Genomic DNA, 24,942 nt, shown 5'->3' with positions numbered 1-24,942 from the left:
GAGCAGCTTTGAGCAACGAGATCCCCATCGGCCTGGCCAAGAACGGCCGCCGAGCCTGGGCTCTGGACGATGTCGCCATCGTCCCGAACCGACGTACTCGCAGCCCCGCAGACGTGAGTCTGGACTGGCGCATCGACGCGTACACCTTCTCCATGCCAGTGATCGGCGCCCCGATGGACTCGGTGATGTCACCGGCCACGGCCATCGAGCTGGGCAAGCAGGGCGGCCTCGGTGTCCTCAACCTCGAAGGTCTGTGGACCCGCTATGAGGACCCGGAACCGGTGCTCGCCGAGATCGCAGCGCTGGGCGCCGACGAGGTCTCCGCGGACAACACCCGCCGGCTGCAGCAGCTCTATGCCGAGCCGATCAAGGCCGAGCTGATCACCGCACGGCTGGCCGAGATCCGCGAGGCCGGCGTCGTCGTGTCAGGCTCGCTGACTCCGCAACGCACGCAGGAGTTCTACCGCACGGTCGTCGAGGCCGGTGTGGACATGTTCGTCATCCGCGGCACCACCGTCTCTGCCGAGCATGTCGCTCAGAACGGTGACCCGCTGAACCTCAAGGAGTTCATCTACGAGCTCGACGTGCCGGTCATCGTCGGCGGGGCCGCCGGGTACACCCCCGCGCTGCACCTGATGCGCACCGGTGCCGCCGGCGTGCTGGTGGGCTTCGGGGGCGGAGCAGCCACCACCACCCGCCGCGCCATGGGCATCCGGGTGCCGATGGCGACCGCCATCAGCGACATCGCCGCCGCACGCCGGGACTACCTGGATGAATCCGGCGGCCGCTACGTCCACGTCATCGCCGACGGCGGCATGGGCTCCTCCGGGGATCTGGTCAAGGCCCTCGCGATGGGCGCCGACGCCGTGATGCTCGGGACCACGCTGGCTCGCGCCGAAGAAGCTCCGGGTCAGGGCTGGCACTGGGGGCTCGAAGCCGTGCACCAGGACTTCCCGCGCGGACACCGCACCCGGGTCGGGACCGTGGCGCCGCTGCAGGAGGTGCTCTGGGGACCCGCCCACCACACCGACGGCTCCTCGAACCTGATGGGCGGCCTGCGCCACGCGATGGCCTCCACCGGCTACGTGGACCTGAAGTCCTTCCAGCGCGTGGACGCGATCGTCTCTCCGATGGGCCAGCAGACCCGCTGACCGCACGGCAGGCACGCCCCGTGCGCTCGCGCCGGACCGCACTCGGTCTGTCGCAGGGCTGTCGGGTGTCGCAGGGCTGTCGGGTGTCGCAGGGCTGAAGCTCCACGACATCGCACAGCGCCGCGATCTCTTCCGCGTCAGCTCAGCAGCTGCCGGACGCTTCCCCGGGACCGGAGGGGTCTCCGGGCTCCTGGTTCCGGGTGTACCGGTTCGCGGTGCAGCTGACCCCTCGGTCCCCGATGGTCTCGCCGCCGTCCAGCGGTGAGCTCGGCGCCCCCTGTGGCAGGGTCTGATCGGCGCACGTGGTCGGCGCCCCGACCTGCGCCCAGTGGCTCCGAGACCATCGCGAATCCCAACGGGGTCCTGTGCACGGCGTGCTGCAGACCAGGAAGCCCGCAAGCGGAGATGGCCTGCGGCAATGAGGGGGGTCGCGTCGTTGCGCGACGTCGGTGGTTCGCCACGTATACCCCGGGGGGTATACTTGTCTTGTCGTCCACCCCACTGAAGGAGCCACCATGTGCCGAGCTGTGACCTGCAAGACCTGCGGAAAGACCACCTGGGCCGGATGCGGCCAGCATGTGGATCAAGTGATGCGCGGGGTCAGCGCCACCCAGCGGTGCCCCGGACATGAGCCTGCCCCGTCCGGCGGGTTCTTCAGCCGGCTCTTCGGTCGCTGAGGCTTGCCAGCACGCCGACCCCGGAGGCCGACGTGGAGAACTACTTCGCCGCCCATTCCGAGGTTGCCGTGATCACCTCGAATGAGCGTGATTCGGCATCCTGGGCGATCTCCGCACAGTCCTCGTCATCGGGGCAGGCGTAGGACCAGGACACCAGCGCTCGAGTGGCTGCCGCGAGATCTGCGGAGTAGGACGCCGGAACGTACTCCGGGAGGCCCTCCGTCTGATTGCGGACCCAATAGCTGTAGTCGGCCATCAGCGGCAGGCCCTCGGCAAAGAGATCGCGGCACTGGGGCTCATGGGCCACACAGCCGGCACCGGAGTATTCACGGTGCCATTCTTCGAGGTCGTCCAGGTATGAATCACGGGCCTCGGCCAGCCACGCATCCTCCGGCGCGTCCGTCGCGGGGCTCTGTTCCGGCTCCGGCTCTGCCGTGACCGTTGGCATAGATGCTGACGCCTCGCTCGGCTCCACGGATTCCTCAGATGCTCCGGCGCAGCTGATCAGGGCCAGGGCTGCCAGGAAGCCGGTCCCGGCAACAACTGTCTTGTGCATGACCCCTCCAGGGGTGAGTGATGGTGCCCTCGGCAGAGGCCGCAGGCTGCGCATGCCAACGCTACCCTGGGCCCGAAGCTCACGGAGCCACCGGACACGAAGAAGCCCGTCAGCCTGGTTTATCAGGCTGACGGGCTTCTGTCGGCGGAGGATGGGGGATTTGAACCCCCGAGGGCGTGAACCCAACACGCGTTCCAAGCGTGCGCCATAGGCCGCTAGGCGAATCCTCCTGGCTGCGTCCCGCTGGCCTGCCTGATCGGCGCGGCCCTCGAGAGCAGACTTCATACTAGCGGAGAACCAGCGCAGAATGCACATCGAGCCCCCGTAGGATGGATCACTGCCAAGATCTGACCTGAGGAAAGGCGAGGACGATGCCCGCTGGACGCTACGCACCAAGCCCCTCGGGAGAGCTGCATCTGGGCAACCTGCGCACCGGGATGCTCGCCTGGCTCTTCGCGCGGTCCACCGAACGGGCCTTCCTGCTGCGCTTCGAAGATCTCGATCTTGCCCGCACGGTGGCGGGCTCCGAGGACCAGCAGTTCGATGACCTCCAGGCCATGGGGCTGACCTTCGACGCGCAGGATGGCGCCGATCGGACCCGTCAGTCCGAACGGATGGACCTCTACGGCGCAGCGATCGCGCAGCTGCAGCATGCCGAGCTGACCTATGAATGCTTCTGCTCGCGCCGCGAGATCCACGAGGCGGCGCGCGCCCCGCACGCGCCGACCGGAACCTATCCGGGCACCTGCCGCTACCTGAGCCAGGAGGAGCGGCGGCGCCGTCGAGCGGAGCGTCCCGCGGCGGTGCGGCTGCGCGCACCCCGCTCCGAGACCGGCGCGGCCACGCGGTTCTCCGTCGAAGACGTGCTGCTGGGCCGGATCACCACCGAGGTCGATGACTTCGTGGTCCAGCGCAACGACGGGACCCCGGCGTACAACCTCGCCGTGGTGGTCGATGATCATCTGACCGGGGTGGACCAGGTGGTGCGCGGCGACGACCTGGCGCCGTCTGCGCCGAGCCAGGCCTACCTGCGCGGACTGCTCTACGACCCGCAGGCAGCGGCGGAGGTCCAGTACGCCCATGTGCCGCTGGTGCTCAACGTCGAGGGCAGGCGCCTGGCCAAGCGGGACGGAGCCGTGACGCGGGCCGCCCTGCAGGAGCAGGGGATCGACGCCGCGGCCCTGCGCGACCTGCTGCTGATCTCGCTGGGACTCCCCGCCGGCCCCCTGGCTCAGGCGCTGGAGTCCTTCGACCCGAAGGCGCTGCCCGGCGACGCCTGGGTGTTCCAGCCGCCGAACAGCTGAAACACCCACACGCGGTGTCCCAGACCCGACACGTCAGACCCGGTGACCCCGGTCTGGGGCGCCGTCGAGGCTGCTCCGCTACGGGCGCAGCAAGATCTTGCCCCTGCGGCCCGGCACGAAGTTCGCCTGCGCCGCCTCGCGCACCTGATCGAAGGCATAGGTCGCCTCGGCGGTGAGCGAGAGGGTGCCGTCCGCGACTCGGGTGAGCAGCTCGGTGAACAGCTCGCCACGGCGCTGAGGCGCCAGATCGCCCATCACCCGGGAGCCCCAGAAGCCCTTGATCGTGACGTTCTTGAAGATGATGGCCCCGGAGTTCAGCGCCATCGTGCCTCCGGCCATGGCGCCGAAGATCACCAGCGTGGCATCCTCGCCGAGCTGGGAGAGCACCTGATTGCTGGCCTCCCCGCCAACCGAATCGATGCCCGCGACGATCTTCGCCCCACCGGTGACCTCTGCGACGCGGTCCTGCCATTCAGCGGACTCGGTGGAGACGACCCCGGTGATGCCCTGAGCGTCGAGCTCAGCAACACCCTCGTCGCGACGCACCAGGCCGAGCACGTTGATGCCCCGCGTCGGTGCCAGCTGGGCCAGCATCCGGCCCACCGCGCCGTTGGCCGCGTTCTGGATGATCCAGTCGCCCTCGTCCAGATCCAACCAGTCCAGCAGGGCGATGGTGGAGAAGGGCATCGAGACCAGCTGGGCGGCGACCTCATCGGCGGCGTCCTGATCCACCGGGATCAGGCCCGCGGCGGGGGCGATGAAGTACTCGGCCCAGGCACCGAAGACGCCGCCGGTGGCGACCCGCTGACCCACGGTGAGGTTCTCCACGCCCTCACCGAGGGCGTCGATGACGCCTACTGCCTCGGACCCGGTGCGGGCCGGCAGCTCCGGCTTGAAGCCGTAGGACCCGCGGATGGTCCAGAGGTCATGGTTATGGATGGGGGATAGCAGGGTCCGCACCCGGGCCTCTCCTGCACCGGGGTCCGGGGTGGGGACGTCTTCGACGTCGAGGACGTCCCAGGGCTCGCCGAATGTCTGTTGGGTGACTGCGCGCATGAAGTCCTACTTTCAATCAGAGGTATGCCGGCAGGAACAGGGGATCGAAGCCAGCTATTCCTGCACCGCCTGCTGTGACGGCTCCCACGTAGACTGGCGGCACCGTAGACCGTTGGCGGCCCAGCAGATCCACCCGCATCGCTGGAGCCGGCCACGACCAGAAGGCGAGACCCATGCCCGAAGAAGAGATGTCCGAAACCACGCAGGATGAGTCCCTCGAGAACTACACGATCGGTGACTATCTGCTGGACAGGTTGGCTGAGCTCGGCCTGACCGAGCTGTTCGGCGTTCCAGGAGACTTCAACCTCCATTTCCTGGACCACGTGGTGGCCCACCGCAGCATCCGCTGGGTCGGCTCCGCCAATGAGCTCAACGCCGGCTACAGCGCCGACGGCTATGCCCGCATCCGCGGCATCGGCGCCTTCCTGACCACCTATGGGGTCGGGGAGCTCTCCGCGATCAACGCCGTGGCCGGCTCCTACGCCGAATCCGTGCCGGTGGTCCAGATCGTCGGCGCACCGCCCAAGGAGACCCAGGCCTCGGGCCGCAAGATCCACCACTCGCTGGGCGACGGCGACTTCAAGCACTTCCTGCGGATGGCCGAAGAGGTCACCTGCGCCCACGCCGATCTTGACGCGCCCACCGCCACCTGGGAGATCGACCGGGTCCTGCGCGACGTCGTCTTCCGCCGTCGCCCCGGCTACCTCATGCTGGCCGCCGACGTCGCCGAGATCGCCGCCTACCCGCCCTCGGAGCCGCTGACCACCGATCTCCCGGTGACCACCCCGCGCGCCGTCGCCGCCTTCGAAGCGGCCGTGCGGCGCTTCCTGCCCGGGCGGCGCACCGCCGTGCTGGCCGATCTTCTCGTCCACCGGCTCGGCGCCACCGAGGAGCTGGCCTCCTTCCTCACGGATTCCCAGCTGCCCTTCGCCACGCTGGCCTGGGGCAAGACCCTGGTCGATGAATCGGACCCGAACTTCGTGGGCATCTACGCCGGTGCCGCCTCTCAGGATCGGGTGCGCGAGGTCATCGAGGGTGCCGATGCGCTGATCACCCTCGGGGTGGAATACACCGACAACACCACCGCCGGCTTCTCCATGGACCTCGACTCTGCCCGGATGATCGACGTCTCCCGCTTCGGCGCCCGGGTGGGCCATGAGGTCTTCACCCCGATCTCGCTGCAGGACGCGCTCGCAGTGCTGCACCGGGTGACCACCGAGCTCGACGACGTCGCCCCGATGCCCGCGGCGGAGGCTCCGGCCGCGGAGACGCCCCGGGAACCCTCCGAAGGTCCGCTGACCCAGGACGGCCTCTGGGCCGTGCTGGCCTCGCAGCTGGAATCGGCGAACATCGTCGCCGCGGACCAGGGGACCAGCTACTTCGGGATGGCCTCCCACCGGTTCCCGGCGAAGTCAACGTTCATCGGTCAGCCCATGTGGGGCTCCATCGGCTACACCCTGCCCGCGATCATCGGCGCCGGGCTCGCGGACCCCAGCCGTCGGCCGGTGCTGCTGATCGGCGACGGCTCCGCCCAGCTGACCATCCAGGAGATGGGCGTGATGATCCGCGAGAAGCTGCCCGTGGTGGTGGTGCTGGTCAACAACGCCGGCTATACCGTGGAGCGGGCCATCCACGGGCCCGATGAGGTCTACAACGACATCGCCCCGTGGCGCTGGGAGCTGGTGCCCCGGCTCTTCGGAGCAGCGGAGGAGGACTACCTCTACCGCAGGGTCACCACCGAGGCAGAGCTGCTGGCGGCCTGCAGGGACACCATGAGCAACCGGGAGAAGCTGGTCTTCATCGAGGCGATCACCGACCGCGACGACATCCCACAGCTGCTCCAGGACGTGGCCGACGCGCTCAAGCGCTGAGCTCCATTGGCCTTCAAGCATGAGGCCGAGATACGATGAACCCCGGCCCCACGTGCGGTGCCATCCTGCTGAACTCCCCCAGGACCGGAAGGTAGCAAGGGTAAGCGGGCTCTGGCAGGTGCACGTGGGGCTCTTAATGTCTTCAGCCGCCTCATGCGGCCGGATCCGCCCCGCCAGAATCAGCCCCTGGACGGATGCCGCTTCGCCGCCGGACTCCTCACCGTGGTGTCGGCGTGCAGATATCCGGAGCGGCTGCGCCATGCCGCCGTGGAGGTTCCCGCCGCTGGTGCACCATCGTGCTGGTGACTCCCCGATTCTGGGAGGCGAGGGCAGAAGCCGGCCGGCAGCCGGCGGGGCCTCGGCCACGCTCCGGCACGGCAGAGAGCGAGCATCGCCTCGCCGCGAATGTCTGCTGAGCCTTCAGGACCCGGGGAGCTTCTAGAATCGAACCCATGGATCACCGGCCCGCGAGCACGCGCACCCAGCGGCTTCTCATCTGGCTGGGCACCCTGACTGTGATCGGACTGATCAGCGGAGCCAGCTGGCTGATGATCAATGGGACGCTGCCACTGAGCGTCTTCGGCCGCGGTTCGATCACCGCGGCGGAACAGTGCCCCTCCGGCACGCAGCAGCCGGTGGTGCCCGAGCGGGTCCGGATCTCGGTGTTCAACACCACCAACGCGCCCGGTCTGGCCCATGAGGTGGCCGATGAGCTCAGCGATCGGAGCTTCCGGGTCGCAGAGGTCGACAACGACTACTTCGCCGACACGGGCTTCGCCGGGATCATCCGGGTGGGGGATCGGGGTCTGCGGCAGGCCTATACCCTGCAGCAGCACATCCCCGACTCCATGGTGGACGTCGATGAGCGCGACGACTACAGCGTGGATCTGATCCTGGGGTCGGAGTTCGCGGTCCAGGACATGGAAGAGGCCGGGGACCTCGACATGGTCCCCGGCCTCCTGCGCTGCTCCGCAGACTGAGCAGCCTCAGTCAGCCGCAGCGGCTGTTCCTGTCCAGATCAGAGGAGCTCAGCCCGGTTCAGCTCAGCGTGCGTCCTTCCAGCGGCGGGCAGCGATGAAGCTGCGCACGCCCAGGACGATGTAGATCACCAGCACGATCACGGTGACCAGCGAGGAGATCACGGCTCCCGGGTTCTCAGACTCGCCGGCGAAGAGCTCGGGCAGGCTCATCAGCGGCATGATCATGCCGAAGGCGCCGAGCAGCGCGACCGCCAGGGCGATATGGACGCCGAGCTTGCGGTTCTTCATCGCGATGCCGCCGCTGATCAGCAGCAGCAGGCCCACCACCGAGGGGATCAGCGCCGTCATGCTGGCGAAGTCGGTGGCGACATAGCCGATGATGCCGATCACCACCAGCAGGCCGCCGACGATCAGGGTCAGTCGCGGCATCGGGCTCGCCGGAGCGGCAGGAGCAGTCGTCGTGGAGGTCGTGGGTGTGGAGGGGTTCGTCATGGTGCTCCTCATCGGGTGATGTACGGCTGAAAACATCTGTCGTGCGTCTTCTACACAGTGTAGAAGATCGACTTCGGTCGAATCTTCCGACGTTTCTTCGATTGCGCAAAGAAACGCAGATCTTTGATGAGAAAACTCTGGCGTCAGGGCTTCACAGGGCGTGAACTGGTCTTGTCACCGAAACAAGGTCCACGATTCAAAGGAGATTCAGATGACCGAGACAATTGCCTCGCAGTCGCAGACCCAGAACTCACAGCCCCAGGGTGGGCTCAGCCCCGAGACCAAAGAGGTCTTCCAGCAGAAGGTCGACGCTCTGCAGCAGGACTGGGACACCAACCCGCGCTGGGAACAGACCACCCGCGACTACTCCGCAGCTGAGGTCATCAAGCTGCAGGGCAACGTCCAGGAGGAGCACACGCTGGCCAAGCGCGGTTCCGAGAAGCTCTGGAGCCAGCTCACCGCAGAGCACGCCGAGGGCAAGTACACGAACTCCCTGGGTGCGCTGACCGGCAATATGGCGGTCCAGCAGGTCAAGGCCGGCCTGCGCGCCATCTACCTCTCCGGCTGGCAGGTCGCCGGTGACGCGAACCTTTCGGGCCACACCTACCCGGATCAGTCGCTCTACCCGGCCAACTCGGTGCCCAGCGTGGTGCGCCGGATCAACAACGCCCTGCTCCGCGCGGACCAGATCGACTACCTCGAAGGCACCCGCACGGTCGAGGACTACATGGTCCCGATCATCGCCGACGCCGAGGCCGGATTCGGCGGCCCGCTGAACGCCTACGAGCTGATGAAGTCCATGATCGCCTCCGGCGCCGCCGGCGTGCACTGGGAAGATCAGCTCGCCTCGGAGAAGAAGTGTGGACACCTCGGCGGAAAGGTGCTGATCCCCACCGGTCAGCACGTGCGCACGCTGCAGTCGGCCCGGCTCGCCGCCGATGTGCACAACACCCCCAGCGTCGTCATCGCCCGCACCGACGCGGAGGCGGCCACCCTGATCACCTCGGACGTCGACGAGCGCGACCAGCCCTTCATCACCGGAGAGCGCACCGCCGAAGGCTTCTACAAGGTGCGCAACGGCATCGAACCCTGCATCGCCCGGGCCAAGGCCTACGCGCCCTACGCCGATCTGATCTGGATGGAGACCGGCACCCCGGACCTGGAGTACGCCAAGCAGTTCGCCGAGGCGGTCAAGGCCGAGTACCCGGACCAGATGCTGGCCTACAACTGCTCGCCCTCGTTCAACTGGAAGAAGCACCTCGACGACGAGACCATCGCGAAGTTCCAGCGTGAGCTGGGCGCCATGGGCTTCACCTTCCAGTTCATCACCCTGGCCGGCTTCCACGCGCTGAACTATTCGATGTTCGAGCTGGCGCGCGGTTACAAGGACAACCAGATGAAGGCCTATGTGGAGCTGCAGGAGAAGGAATTCGCCGCAGAGGCAGACGGCTACACCGCCACCAAGCACCAGCGCGAGGTCGGCACCGGATACTTCGATGCCATCTCCACCACGTTGAACCCCGAGTCCTCGACGGTGGCCTACAAGGGTTCCACCGAAGCAGGACAATTCCACTGATCCACCGGCATTGACAAAGGAGTCAGCCATGAACGCCCAGACCAGCACCTCTTTCCGCTCCAGCACCACATCCGGAAACGAGAGCATCACCGATCCGGCCGAGGCCACGTCGAGCAACGGCATCACGATCAACGGCATCACACTCAATGCGCCGCGGGCACCGCGGCAGAATGAGGTGTTCACCGCGGATGCGCTGACCTTCCTGAGCACCCTGCACCGCGAATTCGGCGCACGCATCGCCGAACTCGAGGCGCCGGAGCTGCAGCCGCAGCGGAACTTCGCGCCCAGCCCGGTGGGGCGGCGCGGAAGTGCGGAGGAGGCCGAGGCCTCCTGGAAGGCGCTGGTTGAGCGGTACCTGGTGGAACCACCTTCGGCGTTTGCGACACCCCGGCGACTGACCCGGTCCGAGGACCGGATCTTCTCCAAGGGGGAGGCGCTCTCGGCAGGACTGGTTGACTTCGCCCTGCACATCCAGCGGCGTGCGCGCCGTCTGGTCTCTGAAGGCAGGGCTCCGTTCATCTCGCTGCTCGGCATCGAGAGCGAGGATGAGCTGGAGATCTGGCAGGAGATGTTCACCCGGGCAGAGGAGCTGGTCGGCCTTCCGGCCGGCACCATCCGGGCGATCACCTTCAGCGCCTCAGAGGACGACGCCGGCGGTGCGATCCTGCTTCAGAAGCGGGCCCGCTGACCGGCAGCTGCAGCACAGACAGAGACCCCCGGTCCCACATCCGAGTCCATGACTCGGAACGGGACCGGGGGTCTCTGTCATTGCGTCTGGATCACGCCCTGCTGGTCAGCAGGCGGTGATCGGCAGACGGTGATCGGGAGGACCTGATCACCCTCGACAGATCACTCCTTGAGGGAGTCGATCATATCGGCGTTGTCTTCCATCCAGGCCTGAGCGGCTTCTTCCTCGTTGTCCGCGTACTCGTTGACCATCATGTCCTCGAGCTCGGCGTACTCCTCATCGGAGAGGGTGAAGCTGCCCATCCACTCGGCGACCTCGGGGAACTCGCTGGAGAACTCGGAGTTGGCGATGAAGTTCAGCGTCTCTGGCTCGCCCAGCGCACCCTCGGGATCTTCGAGATCCTTCAGGTCGAAGTTGCCGTAGGCGTAGAACGGACGCCACAGCGTCACGACGATGTCTTCCTCGTCATCGATGGCGGAGCCCAGCTCGGTCAGCATCGCCGCGGTGGAGGATTCCACGAGTTCGAAGTTCTCGTCGAGCCCATATGTCGGGAACACGTCATTGGCGGTGACTCCCATGTGGCCCGAACCTGGCTCGATGCCGATGACCTGACCGTTGAAGTCCTCGGCGTTGTCGGCAAGCTCTGCGATGGAGTCGATCTCGGTGTATTCGGGCACCGCCAGGGTCAGCACGGCGCCCTCGTAGTACGCGCCGAGATCCTCGAGATCGTCACCGTATTCGTCCATGTACTCAGCGTGGGTGACCTCGGGCCATGCGGACGGGTAGACGTCGATGTCGCCCTGGGCGACGCCGGTGTACAGCGGGGCGGCGTCGTTGATCTCTTCGATCTCGACGTCGTAGCCCTCGTCCTCGAGGATGCCCTGCCAGAGGTAGGCCATGCTCAGACCATCGGTCCAGCTGGGGATGATGCCCAGGGTGACGGTGCCGCCGGCCTCGGCCTCGTCCCCGTTCTCCGCGGCGTCGTCGCCGCCGCCGCAGGCGGTCAGCGCGAGCGCTGCCGCGGCGGTCACGCCCATGAACTTCGATGCTGTGCCAGTTCGTGTACTCATGATGTGCCTCAATCTGTTGTGTGCGGGTGCGATGCGGTCTCTGGTCTGTGTTCTCGGGTGGTGGCTTCGTCCAGCGGGCGAGACCGGATCACGTGGTCTTGGCGGGGGCGGGCTCAGGGCTTCGTCGAGGACGGCCGCGACGAAGCAGCTTCGACATCCGTCCCACGGCCATGCCGCCGTGACCGATGGCGGAGGTGACGCGGTCCAGATAGATGGCCAGGACGACGACGGCGAGCCCGGCCTCGAACGCCAGGCCGATGTCCAGGCTGCCGATGGCTCGCATGACCTCGCCGCCTAGTCCGCCGGCCCCGACGAGGCCAGCGATGACGGCCATGGACAGCGCCAGCATGATGACCTGATTGACGCCGGCCATGATGGTCTTCAGCGCCAGCGGAAGCTGGATGCGCAGCAAGATCTGGCCGGGCGTGCTGCCGAAGGCATGACCCGCCTCGACCACCTCGGCGTCGACCCCCCGGATGCCCAGCTCGGTGAACCGCACCCCGGGAGGAAGCGCGAAGATGATGGTGGCGACGACACCGCTGGTGACGCCGATGCTGAACAGCGTCACCACGGGAACCAGCCAGACGAAGGCCGGCATGGTCTGCATCAGGTCCATCACCGGCCTGATCGCGCCGCTGACCCGGTCAGACCGGGCAGCCCAGATTCCGAGCGGGATCGCGATCACCAGGGCGATGGCGGCTGCCACTGCCACCAGGGCCAGCGTGGTCATGGCGTTCTCCCACTGATCGATGCTGATCACGAACACCAGCATCACGATCGAGAGGAGGCCCAGCTTCCAGTCCTTGACCAGCCACCCCAGGAGAGAGAACGCCACGGCGAGCAGGAGCGCATCCGGAGTGTTGAGCAGGTCGTCCAGGCCGCCGGTCAGAGTTGAGACGACTGTTCGGATCAGGTCGAACAGGGCGCCGAGGTTGTCGTTGACCCAGCCGAAGCCGGTCTCGATCCATTCGCCGACGTTCAGCCGGGGGACCCCGGCTCCTTCAGTCTCTTGAGCAGTGGTGATCATCGGGTGCCCACCGCCTCTGAGGCGTCATGGCCGGTGTATTTCGGCTCCGCCAGGGCGTTGAGCAGCGTCACGCGGGCGATGATCCCTTCAAGTCGGCCGGCGTCATCGATCACTGCCAGCCCTGCTTCGCTCTGCGCGGCCTGGGTCATCAGCTCGGCCAGCGGAGTCTCGGCATGCACCGAGGGGGCCGGCTGCAGCAGCCCGTCGAGCGTGTTCGCGCCCTGGGCCACTGCCGCGGCGACAGCATCTTCGTGCACGAAGCCGTGGAGCTTCTTTCCGCGGTCGACGACCGCCAGCACGTTGGTCTGGTGTTCGCGCATGAGCTTGTGTGCGGTGCGGGGCCCCTGTTCCGTGCCGAGCACCGCCACCGGAGGTTCCATGATGGCGCCGGCGGTGAGGACTCGGGTGCGATCCACGTCCTGGACGAACTGGGCGACGTAGTCGTTGGCCGGGTCGTTGAGGATCTGCTCAGAGGTCCCGATCTGCACTGTGCGTCCGTCGCGCATCATTGCGATCCGGTCGCCCAGCCGCATGGCTTCGTTGAGGTCATGGGTGATGAACAGGATGGTCTTGCCCAGCTGCTCCTGCAGCTCCACGAGCTGGTCCTGCATCTCTCGTCGGATGAGGGGATCCAGGGCGCTGAAGGCTTCATCCATGAGCATCACCTCGGTGCCGGCCGCCAGTGCGCGGGCCAGACCGACTCGCTGGCGCATGCCTCCGGAGAGCTCGTCCGGCATGGATCCGCCCCAGCCGGTGAGGCCCACCATGCGGAGGGCCTCTTCGGCCTTGCGTTCCCGGTCTGAGCGGTTGAGTCCTTGGACCTCCAGGGCGTAGGCCGCGTTCTGCCCGACGGTGCGGTGGGGGAAGAGCGCGAAGTGCTGGAAGACCATGGAGACCTTTTCACGGCGAACGCGGCGCAGATCCTTGGCGGAGAGCCGTGCGATGTCTTCACCGCCCACCTCGATGCTGCCGGCGGTCGCAGGCAGCAGACCGTTGACCATGCGGATCAGCGTGGATTTTCCGGAGCCGGAGAGGCCCATCACCACGAAGACCTCGCCCGGCTGCACGTCGAAGCTCGCGTCGATGACAGCGGCGGTGCCCAGGTCCGTGACGTCCTCGCGATCCGCGCCGCCCTTGATGCGTCGGACGATCTCCTCGGGGCGCTTGCCGAAGGCTTTGTAGACGTTCCGCGCTCGGACTGCAGGCTCGGCAGTACTGGAGTTCAAGATCATTCCTTCGTAGAAGTCGATGATTCTCGACCTTACCAAAAGCCGTATATCACCTGATTGTGACCTGTCAATGCTTGACTTCGTGCTGCAATTGTGGTGACCCGCCTCACGGTGAGCTCGGAGGTGCCAGTGGTGCGCGTCACCGGGCAGGCTTCGGTGGCGGGTATGCTTTTTTGATATGCGGACAGTACGAGAAACCTCAAACGTGAGGGAATCGTCGCAGCGCACCCAGCTTCGCTCCCTCGAGCGCGCCTCAGCAGCCTCCCAGGACGAGGGCTTCGACCTGATCGCGCTTGGCCGACGCGTGCGCCATCTGCGCAAGCAGGCCGGGATGACCCTTGATGCGCTCGCCGAGGCGCTGGGCACCGCGCCCAGTCAGCTCTCGCTGCTGGAGAACGGCCGCCGCGAGCCGAAGCTCTCCCAGCTCCAGCAGCTGGCCAAGGCGCTGGAGGTCAGCTTCGACGACCTCTTCGGCGCCGATCCGCCTTCGAAGCGCGCGGCACTGGAGATCGAGCTGGAGAAGGCGCAGCGGGGTCCGCTCTATGCGGCGCTGAACCTGCCCGCGGTGCGGATCAGCAACCGTCTGCCCATGGATGTCCTGGAATCGCTGGTCGCGCTCCAAGGTGAGCTGCGCCGTCGTCTCGAGGAGCAGGCCGCCACTCCGGAGGAGGCGCGGCGGGCCAATACGGAGCTGCGTGAGGAGATGCGCGCCAGGAACAACTACTACCCGGAGATCGAGGCGGCCGCCCAGGAGCTGCTGGACGCGGTGGATCACCGCGAAGGTCCGCTGTCCCACCATGTGGCCGCTGACATCGCCGCGCACCTCGGGTTCTCGCTGCGCTTCGTGAAGAACCTGCCCGAATCCACCCGCTCGGTGACGGATCAGAAGAACCGGATCATCTACCTGACCCAGGGAACCGCGCGGCAGTGGGACGCCCGCTCGGTGCTGCTCCAGGCGCTGGGCCATCAGGTGCTGGGTCACACCGAGCCGGAGGACTACTCCGAATTCCTGCGCCAGCGTGTCTACACCAACTATTTCGCGGCGAGCCTGCTGATGCCCCAGGCCACCACCGTGCGCTTCCTGAAGGAGTCCAAGTCGCGCAAGGAGATCGCCATCGAGGACCTGCGGGACGCCTTCGCCGTCTCCTATGAGTCTGCCGCCCACCGGTTCACCAATCTCGCCACCGAACACCTGGGGATCACGTGTCACTTCCAGAAGGTTCACGAGTCCGGGATCCTGCACAAGGCCTATGAGAACGACGGGGTCAACTTCCCGGCGGATCACTCCGGAGCCATCGAGGGTCAGACGATCTGCCGGCAGTGGACCTCGCGCCAGGTCTTCGAGGTCGATGACAAGTTCCGATCATTCCACCAGTACACCGACACCACGGTCGGAACGTTCTGGTGCACCGCGCGGACCGAGGCGCACTCCTCGGGGCTGTACTCGCTCTCCATCGGAGTGCCCTTCGAGCACGTGAAATGGTTCCGCGGCTCCGACACCACCTCGCGCTCATCCTCGCGCTGTCCTGACGATCCGACCTGCTGCCGGCAGCCCCCGGCGGAGCTCGCCGCCCGCTGGGAGGGACAGGCCTGGCCTGCCGCCCGCGCCAACAGCCACCTGCTCGCGGCCATGCCCCAGGGGGCCTTCCCCGGGGTGGACACCACCGAGGTCTACGAGTTCCTGGAACGCCACTCGCGTCAGGACTGAACACCACCAGGGCTGAATGCCGGCAGGACTGAGAAACCGGGCTGGCACCAGGATTCAGCACCAACTTCGCTCGGATTGTTGAACAATCCTGCGGAGTCAGGCATCCTTGACTCAGCTCACACTGAGACGTGGGCAACATCGGCTCGAGGAGGATCACGTGGCACAGATCGACCTGAACAGCGATGTCGGAGAGGCCTTCGGCAACTGGACCAGCGGAGACGACGCCGCCATCCTGCGCACCGTCTCCAGCGCGAACATCGCCTGCGGCTTCCACGCCGGGGACCCGCTGACCATCCGCGCCACCGCCACCGAGGCTGTGGCGAACGACGTCGTCATCGGCGCCCATATCGGCTACCGCGACCTCGCCGGCTTCGGCCGGCGGCACCTGGAATGTTCCCCCGACGAGCTCGCCGCCGATGTGCTCTACCAGCTCGGAGCCCTGGAAGGGATCGCCCTGGGGCTGGGGTCCCATATCCGCTACGTGAAGCCGCATGGCGCCCTCTACCACGCGATGATCTCCCACACCGGGCACGCCCATGCCGTCATCGACACCATCGCCGCCTATCGCGAGAGCACCGGACGCGACCTTCCGGTGCTGCTGCTGCCGGGATCAATCGCCCTGGACTATGCCGCCGAAGCCGGTCTGCGCGGAGTCTCCGAGGCCTTCGCCGATCGCAGCTACAACCCCGACGGCACGCTGGTCTCCCGGCGGGAGCCTGACGCGGTGCTCCACGACACCGAGCAGGTGGTCGAGAACATGCTGCGCCTGGCCGAGGAGTCCGTGCTGATCGCCCGCGACGGCACCCGCATCGAGACCCAGGCCGAATCCATCTGCACCCACGGCGACACTGCCGGCGCGGTGGAGATGGCGAAGGCGGTGCGGGCCGCCTTGGAGGGCGCCGGAGTCGAGATCCGCAGCTTCGCATGATCAGCACCATCCGAGAGGCTGGTCCCCGCGCGCTGCTGCTGGAGTTCGAGACCCTCGACCAGGTCCTGGCCTGCCATCAGCAGCTGCGCCGTGACCCGCTGCCCGGCCAGGTCGAGGCCGTGGCCGCGGCCCGCACCATCCTGCTGCGCTTCACCGCCCGGCCCGCCCTGCTGCAGGCCCGGACGCGTCTGCCCGGCCTTGAGCTCGGAGAGTTCTCTGCCGCGGACTCCCGGCACGTGGAGCTGGAGGTCATCTACGACGGGGAAGACCTGGATGGTCTCGCCGCGAACCAACAGATGAGCGTCGAGGCGCTGATCAACTGGCACAGCGAACAGTCCTGGACCGGAGCCTTCGGCGGCTTCGCCCCCGGATTCACCTATTGCGTGCCCAGCCCCGCTCCAGGTGAGGCGGCGCTCGGGGATCCTGGCCGCCCCGGCCCGTTGGACGTCCCGCGCCGCAGCAGCCCGCGCACCGCCGTGCCTGCTGGCGCCGTGGCCCTGGCCGGTGAGTTCTCCGCCGTGTACCCGCGGGTCTCCCCGGGCGGATGGCAGCTCATCGGACATACCCCGGCCACCCTGTGGGACCTCTCCCGCGAAGCCCACGGCGAGTCCCCGGCGCTGGTCAGCCCGGGGGACTCCGTGCGCTACAAGCCGGTGCGTGCCCGGTCGGTGACGACCACGTCCGCACGTCAGCCCGAGGAAGCACCCCAGCCCGAAACTGGGTCGTGGAGCTCGCGCGGCTCCGAGCCCGAGGACGAGGCCGCGCTCACCGTGCTCGACGCGGGTCTGCAGACCCTGATCCAGGATCTCGGCCGCAGCGGACTCAGTGACCTCGGAGTCTCCCGCGCAGGGGTCGCCGATGAGGCCGCCGCCCGCCAGGTGAACCGACTTCTCGGCAATGGTGCGCAGGCCGCGGTGCTCGAGGCGCTGCACGGGGGACTCACGCTTCAGGCCGAATCCACGGTGGTGCTCGCCGTCGCCGGCGCGCAGGTGCCGCTGACCGTCACCGGCCCGGACGGATCCAGCAGGCGCGCAGTGCTTCGCGCTCCCTTCGCCCTCGCCGCGGGGGAGACCCTGACTCTCGGGGCCCCCGAGCGTGGACTGCGCAGCGTGGTCGGCCTCCGTGGAGGCATCGCCGCCACGCCGGTGCTGGGCAGCGTCTCCGCCGACACCATGTCAGGGCTGGGCCCCGGTCCGCTCGCGGCCGGAGACCGGCTCCGCGCCGCCGGGGCCGCCACCGGCGCCGTCTCCGCGCCCCAGCTTGATCCGTCATCCGCTGAGACGCCGACGGCTGAGACGCCGACCGCGCTGCGCTTCACCTATGGACCCCGCGCGGACTGGTTCAGCGCCGAGGAGGCCGCTCGGCTGGCCGACCAGCACTGGATCGTGTCCCAGTCCTCGAACCGGATCGGGATCCGGCTCGAGGTCCCCGAGCGCACCGAGGTCGCCAGAACCAGCGACGCCGCCCGGGGCGCCGACGCGAAGACCACCGACGCGAAGACCACCGACGCGGAGGCCCCGCGTCCGCTGCGCCGGCTCAAGGAGGGCGAGCTTCCCAGTGAGGGAGTCGTCCGCGGCTCGCTGCAGATGCCGCCCGCGGGCACCCCGGTGCTCTTCCTCAACGACCATCCGGTCACCGGGGGATACCCGGTGATCGGGGTCGTCATCGACGAGGACCTTCCGCTTGCGGCGCAGCTCGCCCCCGGAGACCAGATCACCCTGGTCCCGGTGGACCCTGACACGCTGACCCCGCTGCCGCGGACCCATGCCCCGGCGGCCCCGCCGTCGCAGACCCCCACGACCCCAGACGCCTGAGAGAAGACCTCACCATGAAGCGCATCCTCATCGCCAACCGCGGCGAGATCGCCGTCCGCATCATCCGCAGCGCCCGCGAATCCGGCTACACCGCCGCAGCGGTCTACGCCGACCAGGACGCCGATTCGCTCCACGTCCAGCTGGCCGACGAGGCCGTGGCGCTGCACGGCACCACCCCGGCGCAGACCTACCTGGATCAGCAGAAGCTGCTCGACGCCGCCCGCGAGGTCGATGCCGACGCGATCCACCCCGGCTACGGGTTCCTCTCCGAGAACGCCGACTTCGCCCGCGCCGTGATCGCGGCCGGACTGACCTGGATCGGTCCGAAGCCCGAGACCATCGAATCGCTCGGGAACAAGGTCACCGCCCGGGCGCTCGCGGTCAAGGTCGGCGCCCCGCTGGTGCCGGGCACCGATGGACCGGTCGCCGGTGGGGATGAGATCCGCGAGTTCGTCGCCGCGCACGGGTTGCCGGTGGCCATCAAGGCGGCCCACGGCGGCGGCGGGCGCGGCATGCGCATCGTTCGTGAGGCGTCCGAGATCGATGAGGCCTTCGCCTCTGCGGTGCGCGAGGCCGAATCCGCCTTCGGCCGCGGAGAATGCTTCGTGGAGAGGTTCCTGGACCGGCCCCGGCACGTAGAGGCCCAGGTCCTCGCGGACACGCAGGGCAACGTCGTCGTCGTCGGCACCCGGGACTGCTCGCTGCAGCGGCGCAACCAGAAGCTGGTGGAGGAAGCGCCGGCGCCGTTCCTCAGCGCCGACCAGCGTGCTGACATCCACCGCTCCGCCCGAGCGATCTGCGCCGAGGCCGGGTACGTCGGGGCCGGCACGGTGGAGTACCTGCTCAGCCCGGGCGAAGGGGACCAGCCCGGTCTGCTGAGCTTCCTGGAGGTCAACACCCGGCTGCAGGTGGAGCACCCGGTCACCGAGGAGACCTCCGGGGTGGATCTGGTGGCCGAACAGCTGCGCATCGCCGAGGGAGAACCGCTGCGATTCACCGAAGACCCGCAGCCGCGCGGCCACTCGGTGGAGTTCCGGCTCAACGCCGAGGAACCGGCCCAGGGATTCCTTCCCACCCCCGGCCCGGTGACGCTCTTCGCCCCACCCACCGGACCCGGCATCCGGGTGGACACCGGGGTGCGCAGCGGTGACGAGATCTCCGGCGCCTTCGATTCGATGCTTGCCAAGCTCGTGGTCACCGGCCCGGATCGTAGCACCACGCTGCGCCGTGCGCGCATGGCGCTCGACGAGATGCGCATCGAAGGCCTGCCCACCGTGCTGCCCTTCCACCGCCAGGTGCTCGAGGCGGAGGACTTCCTCGCCGCCGACGGCCAGGCCAGCTTCCGGGTCCACACCCGCTGGATCGAGACCGAGTTCGAAGCCGCCTACGGCGAGTCCATGGTCGACTCCGAGCACCTTGCTGCAGCGCTGCGCCACCGCGAACACCGCATGCGCCGCACCACTGTGGAGATCGACGGCCGGGCGGTGAGCCTGGGGCTCCCTGCCGCCCTGCTCACCCTGCTCGGCAGCGGCACCGGAACAGGCGCCGGGACGACCACCGACGACGACGCTCCCACCACCTCCGCCGAGGCCGCGCCCGGCGCAGTGGTGACGAAGCTGGCCGGCAGCCTGGTCAGCTTCTCCGCCGCGGACGGTGCTGAGGTCTCCGCAGGGGATCCCCTCGCCGTGGTGGAGGCGATGAAGATGGAGTCCACCGTGGCAGCACCGCGCAGCGGGGTCTTCCATCGGGAGGAGCTCGCCCCCGGCGCGGCGCTGCGGGCCGGCCAGGTGCTGGGTGTCATCGAGTGACCCGCGTGACGCGAGGTTGAGGTGCGGGTTTCCCGTGTCCGCTAGATTGTTGTCATGACCGACGTGATGTGGAGCTCCTTGTCCGCCGAGGGACTCAGCGAGCATGCTCAGGTCCCGGAACGGGTGGCGGAGCTGCTGCGCGGGGCGATCTCGGCCGGTGCGATTCGTCCAGGCACCAAGCTTCCGGAGGTACAGCTGACCCGTCAGCTGGACATCTCGCGGCACACGCTGCGCAGCGGCTTCCAGATCCTGGCAGCTGAGGGTCTCGTGGAACGTCACCCCAACCGTGGGGTCTTCGTGCACCAGCCCACGGCCGCCGACATCGCCGAGGTCTACCGGGTCCGTCGGGTGCTGGAGGTCGGCGCGGTGCGCACCGCAGAGTTCCCCGCGGCGGAGCTGGAGCAGCTGCACCGAATCGTCTCAGCCGCGGAGGTGGCGCGCGAGCGCGGAGACATTCCCGCGATGGCCCAGGCCAATCAGGTCTTCCATCGGACCATCGCCGCCCAGGTTCGCAGCGCGATGCTCGATGCGCTCATGGAACAGGTGCTGGCGCGGATGCGTCTGGCCTTCCACGCCAAGTCCGAACAGCCCAGCTTTCATCACGCCTATATCGAGAGGAACCGCGAGCTGGCCCGGCTGCTCAGCCAGGGGGACCGGCGGGCCGCGGAGGCTCATCTGCTGGAATACCTCGACTCGGCCGAGGCTGAGCTGCTGGACCACCTGGGCAACTGATCGGAGGAAGGTATCCGGGGGCCATGCTCGACCGAGTCCAGCCCCCAGATCCTTCAACGGTCTCCGGCTCCAGCTCCCAGCTCAGCTTCGCTGCCGATAGGGATCGTACTGCGGCTTCTGATACGCGAACTCCCCGCCCTGGCGTCCCCCGAAGGGCCGGCCGTGATCGGCGTACTCCTCGCGCAGGAACACCAGCCGCCACATGCCCAGGTCGATCCGCGACCCGGTGCGCAGCGTGACCGGCGCGCCGGGCTCGGCGCTGCGACTCCCGCCCATGGACCCATGGCGGACGATCACGTACTCATCGAACTCGTCATGGAGGATCTCGGCGTGGACCGGCTCCAGGCCCTTGAGCAACAGGTCCGAGGCTTCGTCGCTGCCGATCAGTGTGCGATCAGCCACCAGGTTGAACTCCAGCGGACCTGCGCCGGGCTGGTCGGTGCGGCTCATGATCAGCCGCGGACGTCCGGCCCCGCGGGGAGCGTGGGTGGTGGTGACCCGACGTCGGATCCTTCGGTTGAACGTCGGGGCCGGGGGCCACGGCGTCTCCGGAGGGATCAGCGACGATGAGCTCTGTGCGTCGCCTGAGCCGGTGCCGGCAAAGCGCGGCAGCGACTTCAGCGAACCCAGCCGAATGTGTTTCGAACGGGTGAGCGCCCGGCTCAGCACCGTGGTCTTCACCGCTCCCAGAGAGACGATCTCTCCTGCGGGACCGATCACGGAGAGCGTCAGATCGCGGGCCGCGAGCTGGCTCGCGAACACGTCGGCGGCTCGGGTGATCGAGCGCGGCATCCCGTCGAGCAGCGAGGAGTCCTCGGTGCGGACCTCGATGTGGCGGCCTGCCGCGGTGATGGTGGCGTTGATCGGTTCAGTCGGGGTGCCGTCTGCCCCGACCTGGGCGACGCTGAAGGCGAGGTCGATGTCTAGGCGCATGATGCCTCCTGCCTCAGTTGCAGTCGATCATCGGGAGCTCGCTTCGTCACTCGTGGTCACCCGCAGAGTCCCGTTGAACTTCCAGACCGCTCGTGGCGCGTCCGGTCCGATGTCACGGGGGACCTCCACCGTCATGTCTTGGAGCGTGTAGTTCACCGCGGCGCCCCGGCCGGTGAGATAGGACCACATCTCTTGGCCCAGATCGGCCCAGTCGCCGATCTGGTGCGGCTCGTTTCCCTGCGGGTTCACGCTCTCGGTTCGGGTGCTCTCAGTCATGGCTGCGTCTCCTGAACAGTATCGGCGCCGCATCGCTGCGGCGCAGGTGGTGGGTGAGCTCTCGCTCACCGTCATCTTCACCCGGAGAAGCCGCTATTGGAAGACCTCGCGTGCCGCTGATCACACATTACGTCGTATTACGCAATGCTCAGTCGACGGGTTCGCGCTTGATCCCGACATAGACGGTGTTGGAGGAGGTCCTCCCGGTGAGGTGATTGGCGAACTCCACGACGTGGGCCTGGCAGTCATCGAAGACCGTCGAGAGCGTGACCATGAACTCCTCATCCGGCGGATCATCGGACCACAGCGTGAATACCCCGTGATCAGCGAGGTGCGCCGCCAGCGCGGTGAGCCCCTCGGTGGTGTAGAGGTCCGCGTGGCTCGGATCCAGCGTGTGCCGCGGGGAGTGGTCGACGTCGAGCAGGATCACGTCGTGGCGCTGCGCGTCCGGCGCCGGAGGCGTCCGCATCACGGCGAAGAAGTCATCCTGGCGCAGGGTGGTGCGCGCGTCCTCGACCAGCCGGCTCGAGACTGGCAGCAGCTTGCGCTGATGCCAGTCGATGACGGCCGGGAGCGCGTCGATGACCTCCAGCCGGTGGACCCGCTCATCAGCGAGCGCAGTGACCGCGGTGTAGCCCAGGCCGAGGCCGCCCACGACGACGTCGAACTTGTCACCCGTCGCGGCGGCGAGGCCCAGAATCGACATCTGCTCCTCCGCCACGGTGAAGAGGCTCGACATGAGGAACTCCTCGCCGAGCTTCACCTCATAGATCTGCGTGCCCGTGCCGGGCTCGGTGCGCCGACGCAGCATCAGCTCACCCATCGGCGTCTGCTGCCAGTCAAGCTCTTCGAACCGTGCGATCATGCGGGTGCCTCTCCTCGATTGCCTGTCCATCCTACGCAGGGTGGGGGGAGCGGCTTCAGGAGTCCTCGGTCGCGAACTGGGTCCGGTAGAGCTCGGCATAGCGCCCGTCGGCCGCGAGCAGCTCGGTGTGCGTGCCGCGCTCCACGATCATGCCTGCTTCGACCACGAGGATCGCGTCGGCGGCGCGCACGGTGGAGAGCCGGTGCGCGATCACCAGCGCGGTGCGGCCGACGAGCGCCTCGGTCAGCGCGGCCTGCACGGCGGCCTCGGAGGTGGAGTCCAGCGCGGCGGTGGCCTCGTCGAGGATGACCACCTGGGGCTGGGCCAGCAGCAGCCGGGCCAGAGTCATGCGCTGGCGCTCGCCGCCGGAGAGCCGGTAGCCGCGTTCCCCGACCACGGTGTCGAGCCCGTCGGGCATGGAGTGGACCACCGATTCCAGTCGGGCCCGGCGGATGGCGTCCCAGATCTGCTCATCGGTGGCGTCCGGGGCCGGCAGGGTGAGGTTGGCCCGGATGGTGTCGTGGAACAGGTGCCCGTCCTGGGTGACCACGCCCAGGGTGGCACGCAGCGAGGCGAACGTGGTGTCGCGCAGGTCCACCCCGGCCATCCGCACCGAGCCGGAGTCCACGTCGTAGAGCCGCGCGAGCAGTGCGGCGATGGTGGACTTGCCGGCCCCTGAGGAGCCCACGATGGCCACGGTCTGCCCGGGCTCCACGCGCAGGCTGATCCCATGGAGCACCTCTTCGCCGCCGCGCTGGTCCAGCGTGGCGACCTCTTCCAGGGAGGCGAGTGAGACCTTCTCCGCAGAGGGGTAGGAGAAGCTGACGTCGTCGAACTCGACGGCGGCTGGGCCATCGGGCAGCGGCTCGGCGTCTGGCTTCTCGGTGATCAGCGGTTTGAGGTCCAGGACCTCGAAGACCCGCTCGAAGCTGACCAGTGCGCTCATCACTTCCACCCGGGCGCTGGCCAGGGCGGTCAGCGGCGCGTAGAGGCGGGTGAGCAGCAGGGCCAGGGAGACCACGGCGCCGGCCTCGAGCTCTCCGACGATCGCGTAGAAGCCGCCCAGGCCGTAGACCAGCGCGAGGGCCAGCGCGGAGACCAGGGTGAGCGCGGTGATGAAGGTGGACTGCAGCATCGCGGTCTTGACCCCGATGTCCTGCACGCGGCGGGCGCGCCGCTCGAACTCTGCGGACTCCTCCTCGGGACGGCCGAAGAGCTTGATCAGCGTGGCGCCCGGAGCGGAGAAGCGTTCGGTCATCTGGGTGCCCATGGTGGCGTTGTGGTTCGCCGCCTCACGCTGGAGCCCGGCCAGCCGGCTGCCCATCAGACGGGCCGGCACCACGAACACCGGCAGCAGCACCAGGGCCAGCAGCGTGACCTGCCAGGACAGTGAGAGCATCGCGATGATGGTCAGGATGACCATCACCAGGTTCCCGACGACGCCGGAGAGGGTCCCGCTGAAGGCGCGCTGCGCACCGATGACATCGTTGTTCAGCCGGCTCACCAGTGCGCCGGTGCGGGTGCGGGTGAAGAAGGCGATCGGCATCTTCTGCACGTGATCGAACACAGCGGTGCGCAGATCCAGGATCAGGCCTTCACCGATCCGTGAGGAGAGCCAGCGGCTGAGGATGTTGAACCCGGCATCGGCCACGGCGATGATCGCGATCAGCACTGCCAGCCGGATCACGACCTCCACGGCGGCGGAGCCGGTGATCGCGTTGATGACCTGTCCGGCCAGCAGCGGGGTCGCCACGGCGAGCGCCGCGGTGACCACCGAGAGGATCAGGAACCAGACCAGCCGGGTGCGGTGGGGACGGGCGAACCGGCCGATGCGGCTCAGCGTCTCCCGGTTGAACGGCCGGTAGTCCTTCTTAGCGTGGGTCATGCTGTACAGCGAGCCCCATGCCGCGCGTTCCATGCTCACGCACAAACCCCCAAGATCTCCAGTGATGCCGCGCTGGCTGCAACGGCACCGTTGAGCCCACAAGCACCAACCGACGCAACGCTACTCGCATTCCGGAGGGCCCCCTCACCCCAGGTGAACCGACCCTGAAGGAGGATCTGGCTGCCGTCGCAGGGTCGTTGCCATGGGTTTCTGATGCGTCTGAGCGGATTCAGCGTCAGCCGGGGACCTGAGAATCCCCAGCGGAGGAGACGACGCATGTGACAACCATGTAAAACGTGGGCGGATTGTTCCACAA

General features: G+C 67.9%; 22 protein-coding genes, 1 tRNA gene and 1 other RNA gene. 13 read left to right on the top strand and 11 right to left on the bottom strand.

The genetic code is table 11. From position 1 onward, the window contains the following. The first annotated feature begins 8 nt into the window (after nt 1-8). On the top strand, nt 9-1,151 hold the full coding sequence (locus LTI14_RS05700; RefSeq protein ID WP_241465317.1) for a GuaB3 family IMP dehydrogenase-related protein: 1,143 nt from the start codon (nt 9-11) through the stop codon (nt 1,149-1,151). A gap of 515 nt (nt 1,152-1,666) precedes the next feature. After that, the gene (locus LTI14_RS05695; RefSeq protein ID WP_241465316.1) at nt 1,667-1,828 is read left to right on the top strand and encodes a hypothetical protein; all 162 of its coding nucleotides are present in this window, start codon (nt 1,667-1,669) and stop codon (nt 1,826-1,828) included. Between the two features lie 40 nt (nt 1,829-1,868). Here LTI14_RS05695 and LTI14_RS05690 read toward each other — a convergent pair whose 3' ends face one another. Next, nucleotides 1,869-2,384, bottom strand: a complete 516-nt coding sequence (locus LTI14_RS05690; protein WP_241465315.1) for a hypothetical protein — start codon at nt 2,382-2,384, stop codon at nt 1,869-1,871. 145 nt (nt 2,385-2,529) lie between these two features. Next, nucleotides 2,530-2,614: transfer RNA gene (locus LTI14_RS05685), tRNA-Ser, on the bottom strand. 141 nt (nt 2,615-2,755) lie between these two features. Here LTI14_RS05685 and gluQRS point away from each other — a divergent pair. Beyond that, a complete protein-coding gene (gene gluQRS / locus LTI14_RS05680) occupies nt 2,756-3,688 on the top strand; it encodes a tRNA glutamyl-Q(34) synthetase GluQRS (RefSeq protein ID WP_241476027.1) in 933 nt (310 codons plus the stop codon). Nucleotides 3,689-3,766: 78 nt separating this feature from the next. Here gluQRS and LTI14_RS05675 read toward each other — a convergent pair whose 3' ends face one another. Then, the gene (locus LTI14_RS05675) at nt 3,767-4,744 is read right to left on the bottom strand and encodes a zinc-binding dehydrogenase (protein WP_241476026.1); all 978 of its coding nucleotides are present in this window, start codon (nt 4,742-4,744) and stop codon (nt 3,767-3,769) included. A gap of 173 nt (nt 4,745-4,917) precedes the next feature. Between LTI14_RS05675 and LTI14_RS05670 the strand changes: the two genes are divergently transcribed. The 3 genes from LTI14_RS05670 to LTI14_RS05660 all read left to right on the top strand — a co-directional run bounded on the left by LTI14_RS05670 (nt 4,918) and on the right by LTI14_RS05660 (nt 7,595). Then, nucleotides 4,918-6,615 (top strand): alpha-keto acid decarboxylase family protein, encoded by a 1,698-nt coding sequence (locus LTI14_RS05670; RefSeq protein WP_241476025.1) that lies wholly within the window; start codon nt 4,918-4,920, stop codon nt 6,613-6,615. 41 nt (nt 6,616-6,656) lie between these two features. After that, an RNA gene (gene ffs / locus LTI14_RS05665) (signal recognition particle sRNA small type) lies at nt 6,657-6,753 on the top strand. Between the two features lie 314 nt (nt 6,754-7,067). Next, nucleotides 7,068-7,595 (top strand): LytR C-terminal domain-containing protein, encoded by a 528-nt coding sequence (locus tag LTI14_RS05660; RefSeq protein ID WP_241476024.1) that lies wholly within the window; start codon nt 7,068-7,070, stop codon nt 7,593-7,595. A 63-nt stretch (nt 7,596-7,658) separates the two neighbouring features. Here the strand turns inward: LTI14_RS05660 and LTI14_RS05655 are convergent, their stop codons facing one another. After that, entirely contained in the window at nt 7,659-8,087 is a 429-nt protein-coding gene (locus LTI14_RS05655; protein ID WP_241470539.1) for a hypothetical protein, read from the bottom strand. 211 nt (nt 8,088-8,298) lie between these two features. On the opposite strand from LTI14_RS05655, the gene aceA reads away from it, so the two are divergent. After that, nucleotides 8,299-9,663 carry an isocitrate lyase gene (aceA, locus tag LTI14_RS05650; protein ID WP_241465309.1) on the top strand — a complete coding sequence of 455 codons (1,365 nt, stop codon included), beginning with the start codon at nt 8,299-8,301 and terminating at the stop codon, nt 9,661-9,663. Nucleotides 9,664-9,691: 28 nt separating this feature from the next. Further along, entirely contained in the window at nt 9,692-10,351 is a 660-nt protein-coding gene (locus tag LTI14_RS05645) for a hypothetical protein (protein ID WP_241465308.1), read from the top strand. 161 nt (nt 10,352-10,512) lie between these two features. Here the strand turns inward: LTI14_RS05645 and LTI14_RS05640 are convergent, their stop codons facing one another. The 3 genes from LTI14_RS05640 to LTI14_RS05630 all read right to left on the bottom strand — a co-directional run bounded on the left by LTI14_RS05640 (nt 10,513) and on the right by LTI14_RS05630 (nt 13,674). Then, nucleotides 10,513-11,421: a glycine betaine ABC transporter substrate-binding protein gene (locus LTI14_RS05640; RefSeq protein ID WP_241476023.1), complete on the bottom strand. Its 909-nt coding sequence runs from the start codon at nt 11,419-11,421 to the stop codon at nt 10,513-10,515. A gap of 88 nt (nt 11,422-11,509) precedes the next feature. Next, complete coding sequence (locus LTI14_RS05635; protein WP_241465306.1) at nt 11,510-12,448, bottom strand: ABC transporter permease; 939 nt, start codon at nt 12,446-12,448, stop codon at nt 11,510-11,512. Further along, nucleotides 12,445-13,674 (bottom strand): quaternary amine ABC transporter ATP-binding protein, encoded by a 1,230-nt coding sequence (locus LTI14_RS05630; RefSeq protein ID WP_241476022.1) that lies wholly within the window; start codon nt 13,672-13,674, stop codon nt 12,445-12,447. The genes LTI14_RS05635 and LTI14_RS05630 overlap by 4 nt, the downstream gene beginning before the upstream one ends. Nucleotides 13,675-13,855: 181 nt before the next feature. Between LTI14_RS05630 and LTI14_RS05625 the strand changes: the two genes are divergently transcribed. The 5 genes from LTI14_RS05625 to LTI14_RS05605 all read left to right on the top strand — a co-directional run bounded on the left by LTI14_RS05625 (nt 13,856) and on the right by LTI14_RS05605 (nt 20,667). Next, nucleotides 13,856-15,385: a helix-turn-helix domain-containing protein gene (locus LTI14_RS05625; RefSeq protein WP_370644423.1), complete on the top strand. Its 1,530-nt coding sequence runs from the start codon at nt 13,856-13,858 to the stop codon at nt 15,383-15,385. Nucleotides 15,386-15,542: 157 nt separating this feature from the next. Continuing rightward, the gene (locus LTI14_RS05620) at nt 15,543-16,313 is read left to right on the top strand and encodes a LamB/YcsF family protein (protein ID WP_241476021.1); all 771 of its coding nucleotides are present in this window, start codon (nt 15,543-15,545) and stop codon (nt 16,311-16,313) included. Then, the gene (locus LTI14_RS05615; protein WP_241476020.1) at nt 16,310-18,127 is read left to right on the top strand and encodes a 5-oxoprolinase subunit B/C family protein; all 1,818 of its coding nucleotides are present in this window, start codon (nt 16,310-16,312) and stop codon (nt 18,125-18,127) included. Before LTI14_RS05620 ends, LTI14_RS05615 begins: the two co-directional genes overlap by 4 nt. Before the next feature lie 14 nt (nt 18,128-18,141). Then, nucleotides 18,142-19,935, top strand: a complete 1,794-nt coding sequence (locus LTI14_RS05610; RefSeq protein WP_241476019.1) for an acetyl/propionyl/methylcrotonyl-CoA carboxylase subunit alpha — start codon at nt 18,142-18,144, stop codon at nt 19,933-19,935. Between the two features lie 54 nt (nt 19,936-19,989). Next, nucleotides 19,990-20,667, top strand: coding sequence for a GntR family transcriptional regulator (locus tag LTI14_RS05605; RefSeq protein ID WP_241476018.1), 678 nt, complete (start codon nt 19,990-19,992; stop codon nt 20,665-20,667). An 81-nt stretch (nt 20,668-20,748) separates the two neighbouring features. On the opposite strand, the gene LTI14_RS05600 is transcribed toward LTI14_RS05605, so the two are convergent. From LTI14_RS05600 to LTI14_RS05585, 4 genes are all read right to left on the bottom strand, one after another. Next, entirely contained in the window at nt 20,749-21,600 is an 852-nt protein-coding gene (locus LTI14_RS05600) for an FHA domain-containing protein (RefSeq protein WP_241465300.1), read from the bottom strand. Between the two features lie 27 nt (nt 21,601-21,627). Beyond that, on the bottom strand, nt 21,628-21,876 hold the full coding sequence (locus LTI14_RS05595) for a hypothetical protein (protein WP_241465299.1): 249 nt from the start codon (nt 21,874-21,876) through the stop codon (nt 21,628-21,630). 148 nt (nt 21,877-22,024) lie between these two features. Continuing rightward, on the bottom strand, nt 22,025-22,741 hold the full coding sequence (locus tag LTI14_RS05590; RefSeq protein WP_241476017.1) for a spermidine synthase: 717 nt from the start codon (nt 22,739-22,741) through the stop codon (nt 22,025-22,027). Nucleotides 22,742-22,796: 55 nt separating this feature from the next. Then, nucleotides 22,797-24,665 carry an ABC transporter ATP-binding protein gene (locus LTI14_RS05585; RefSeq protein ID WP_241476016.1) on the bottom strand — a complete coding sequence of 623 codons (1,869 nt, stop codon included), beginning with the start codon at nt 24,663-24,665 and terminating at the stop codon, nt 22,797-22,799. Nucleotides 24,666-24,942: the final 277 nt, after the last annotated feature.

The organism is Nesterenkonia sp. YGD6, from assembly GCF_022565895.1.
GTDB lineage: Bacteria > Actinomycetota > Actinomycetes > Actinomycetales > Micrococcaceae > Nesterenkonia.
This window is presented reverse-complemented; position numbering and strand designations above follow the sequence as displayed.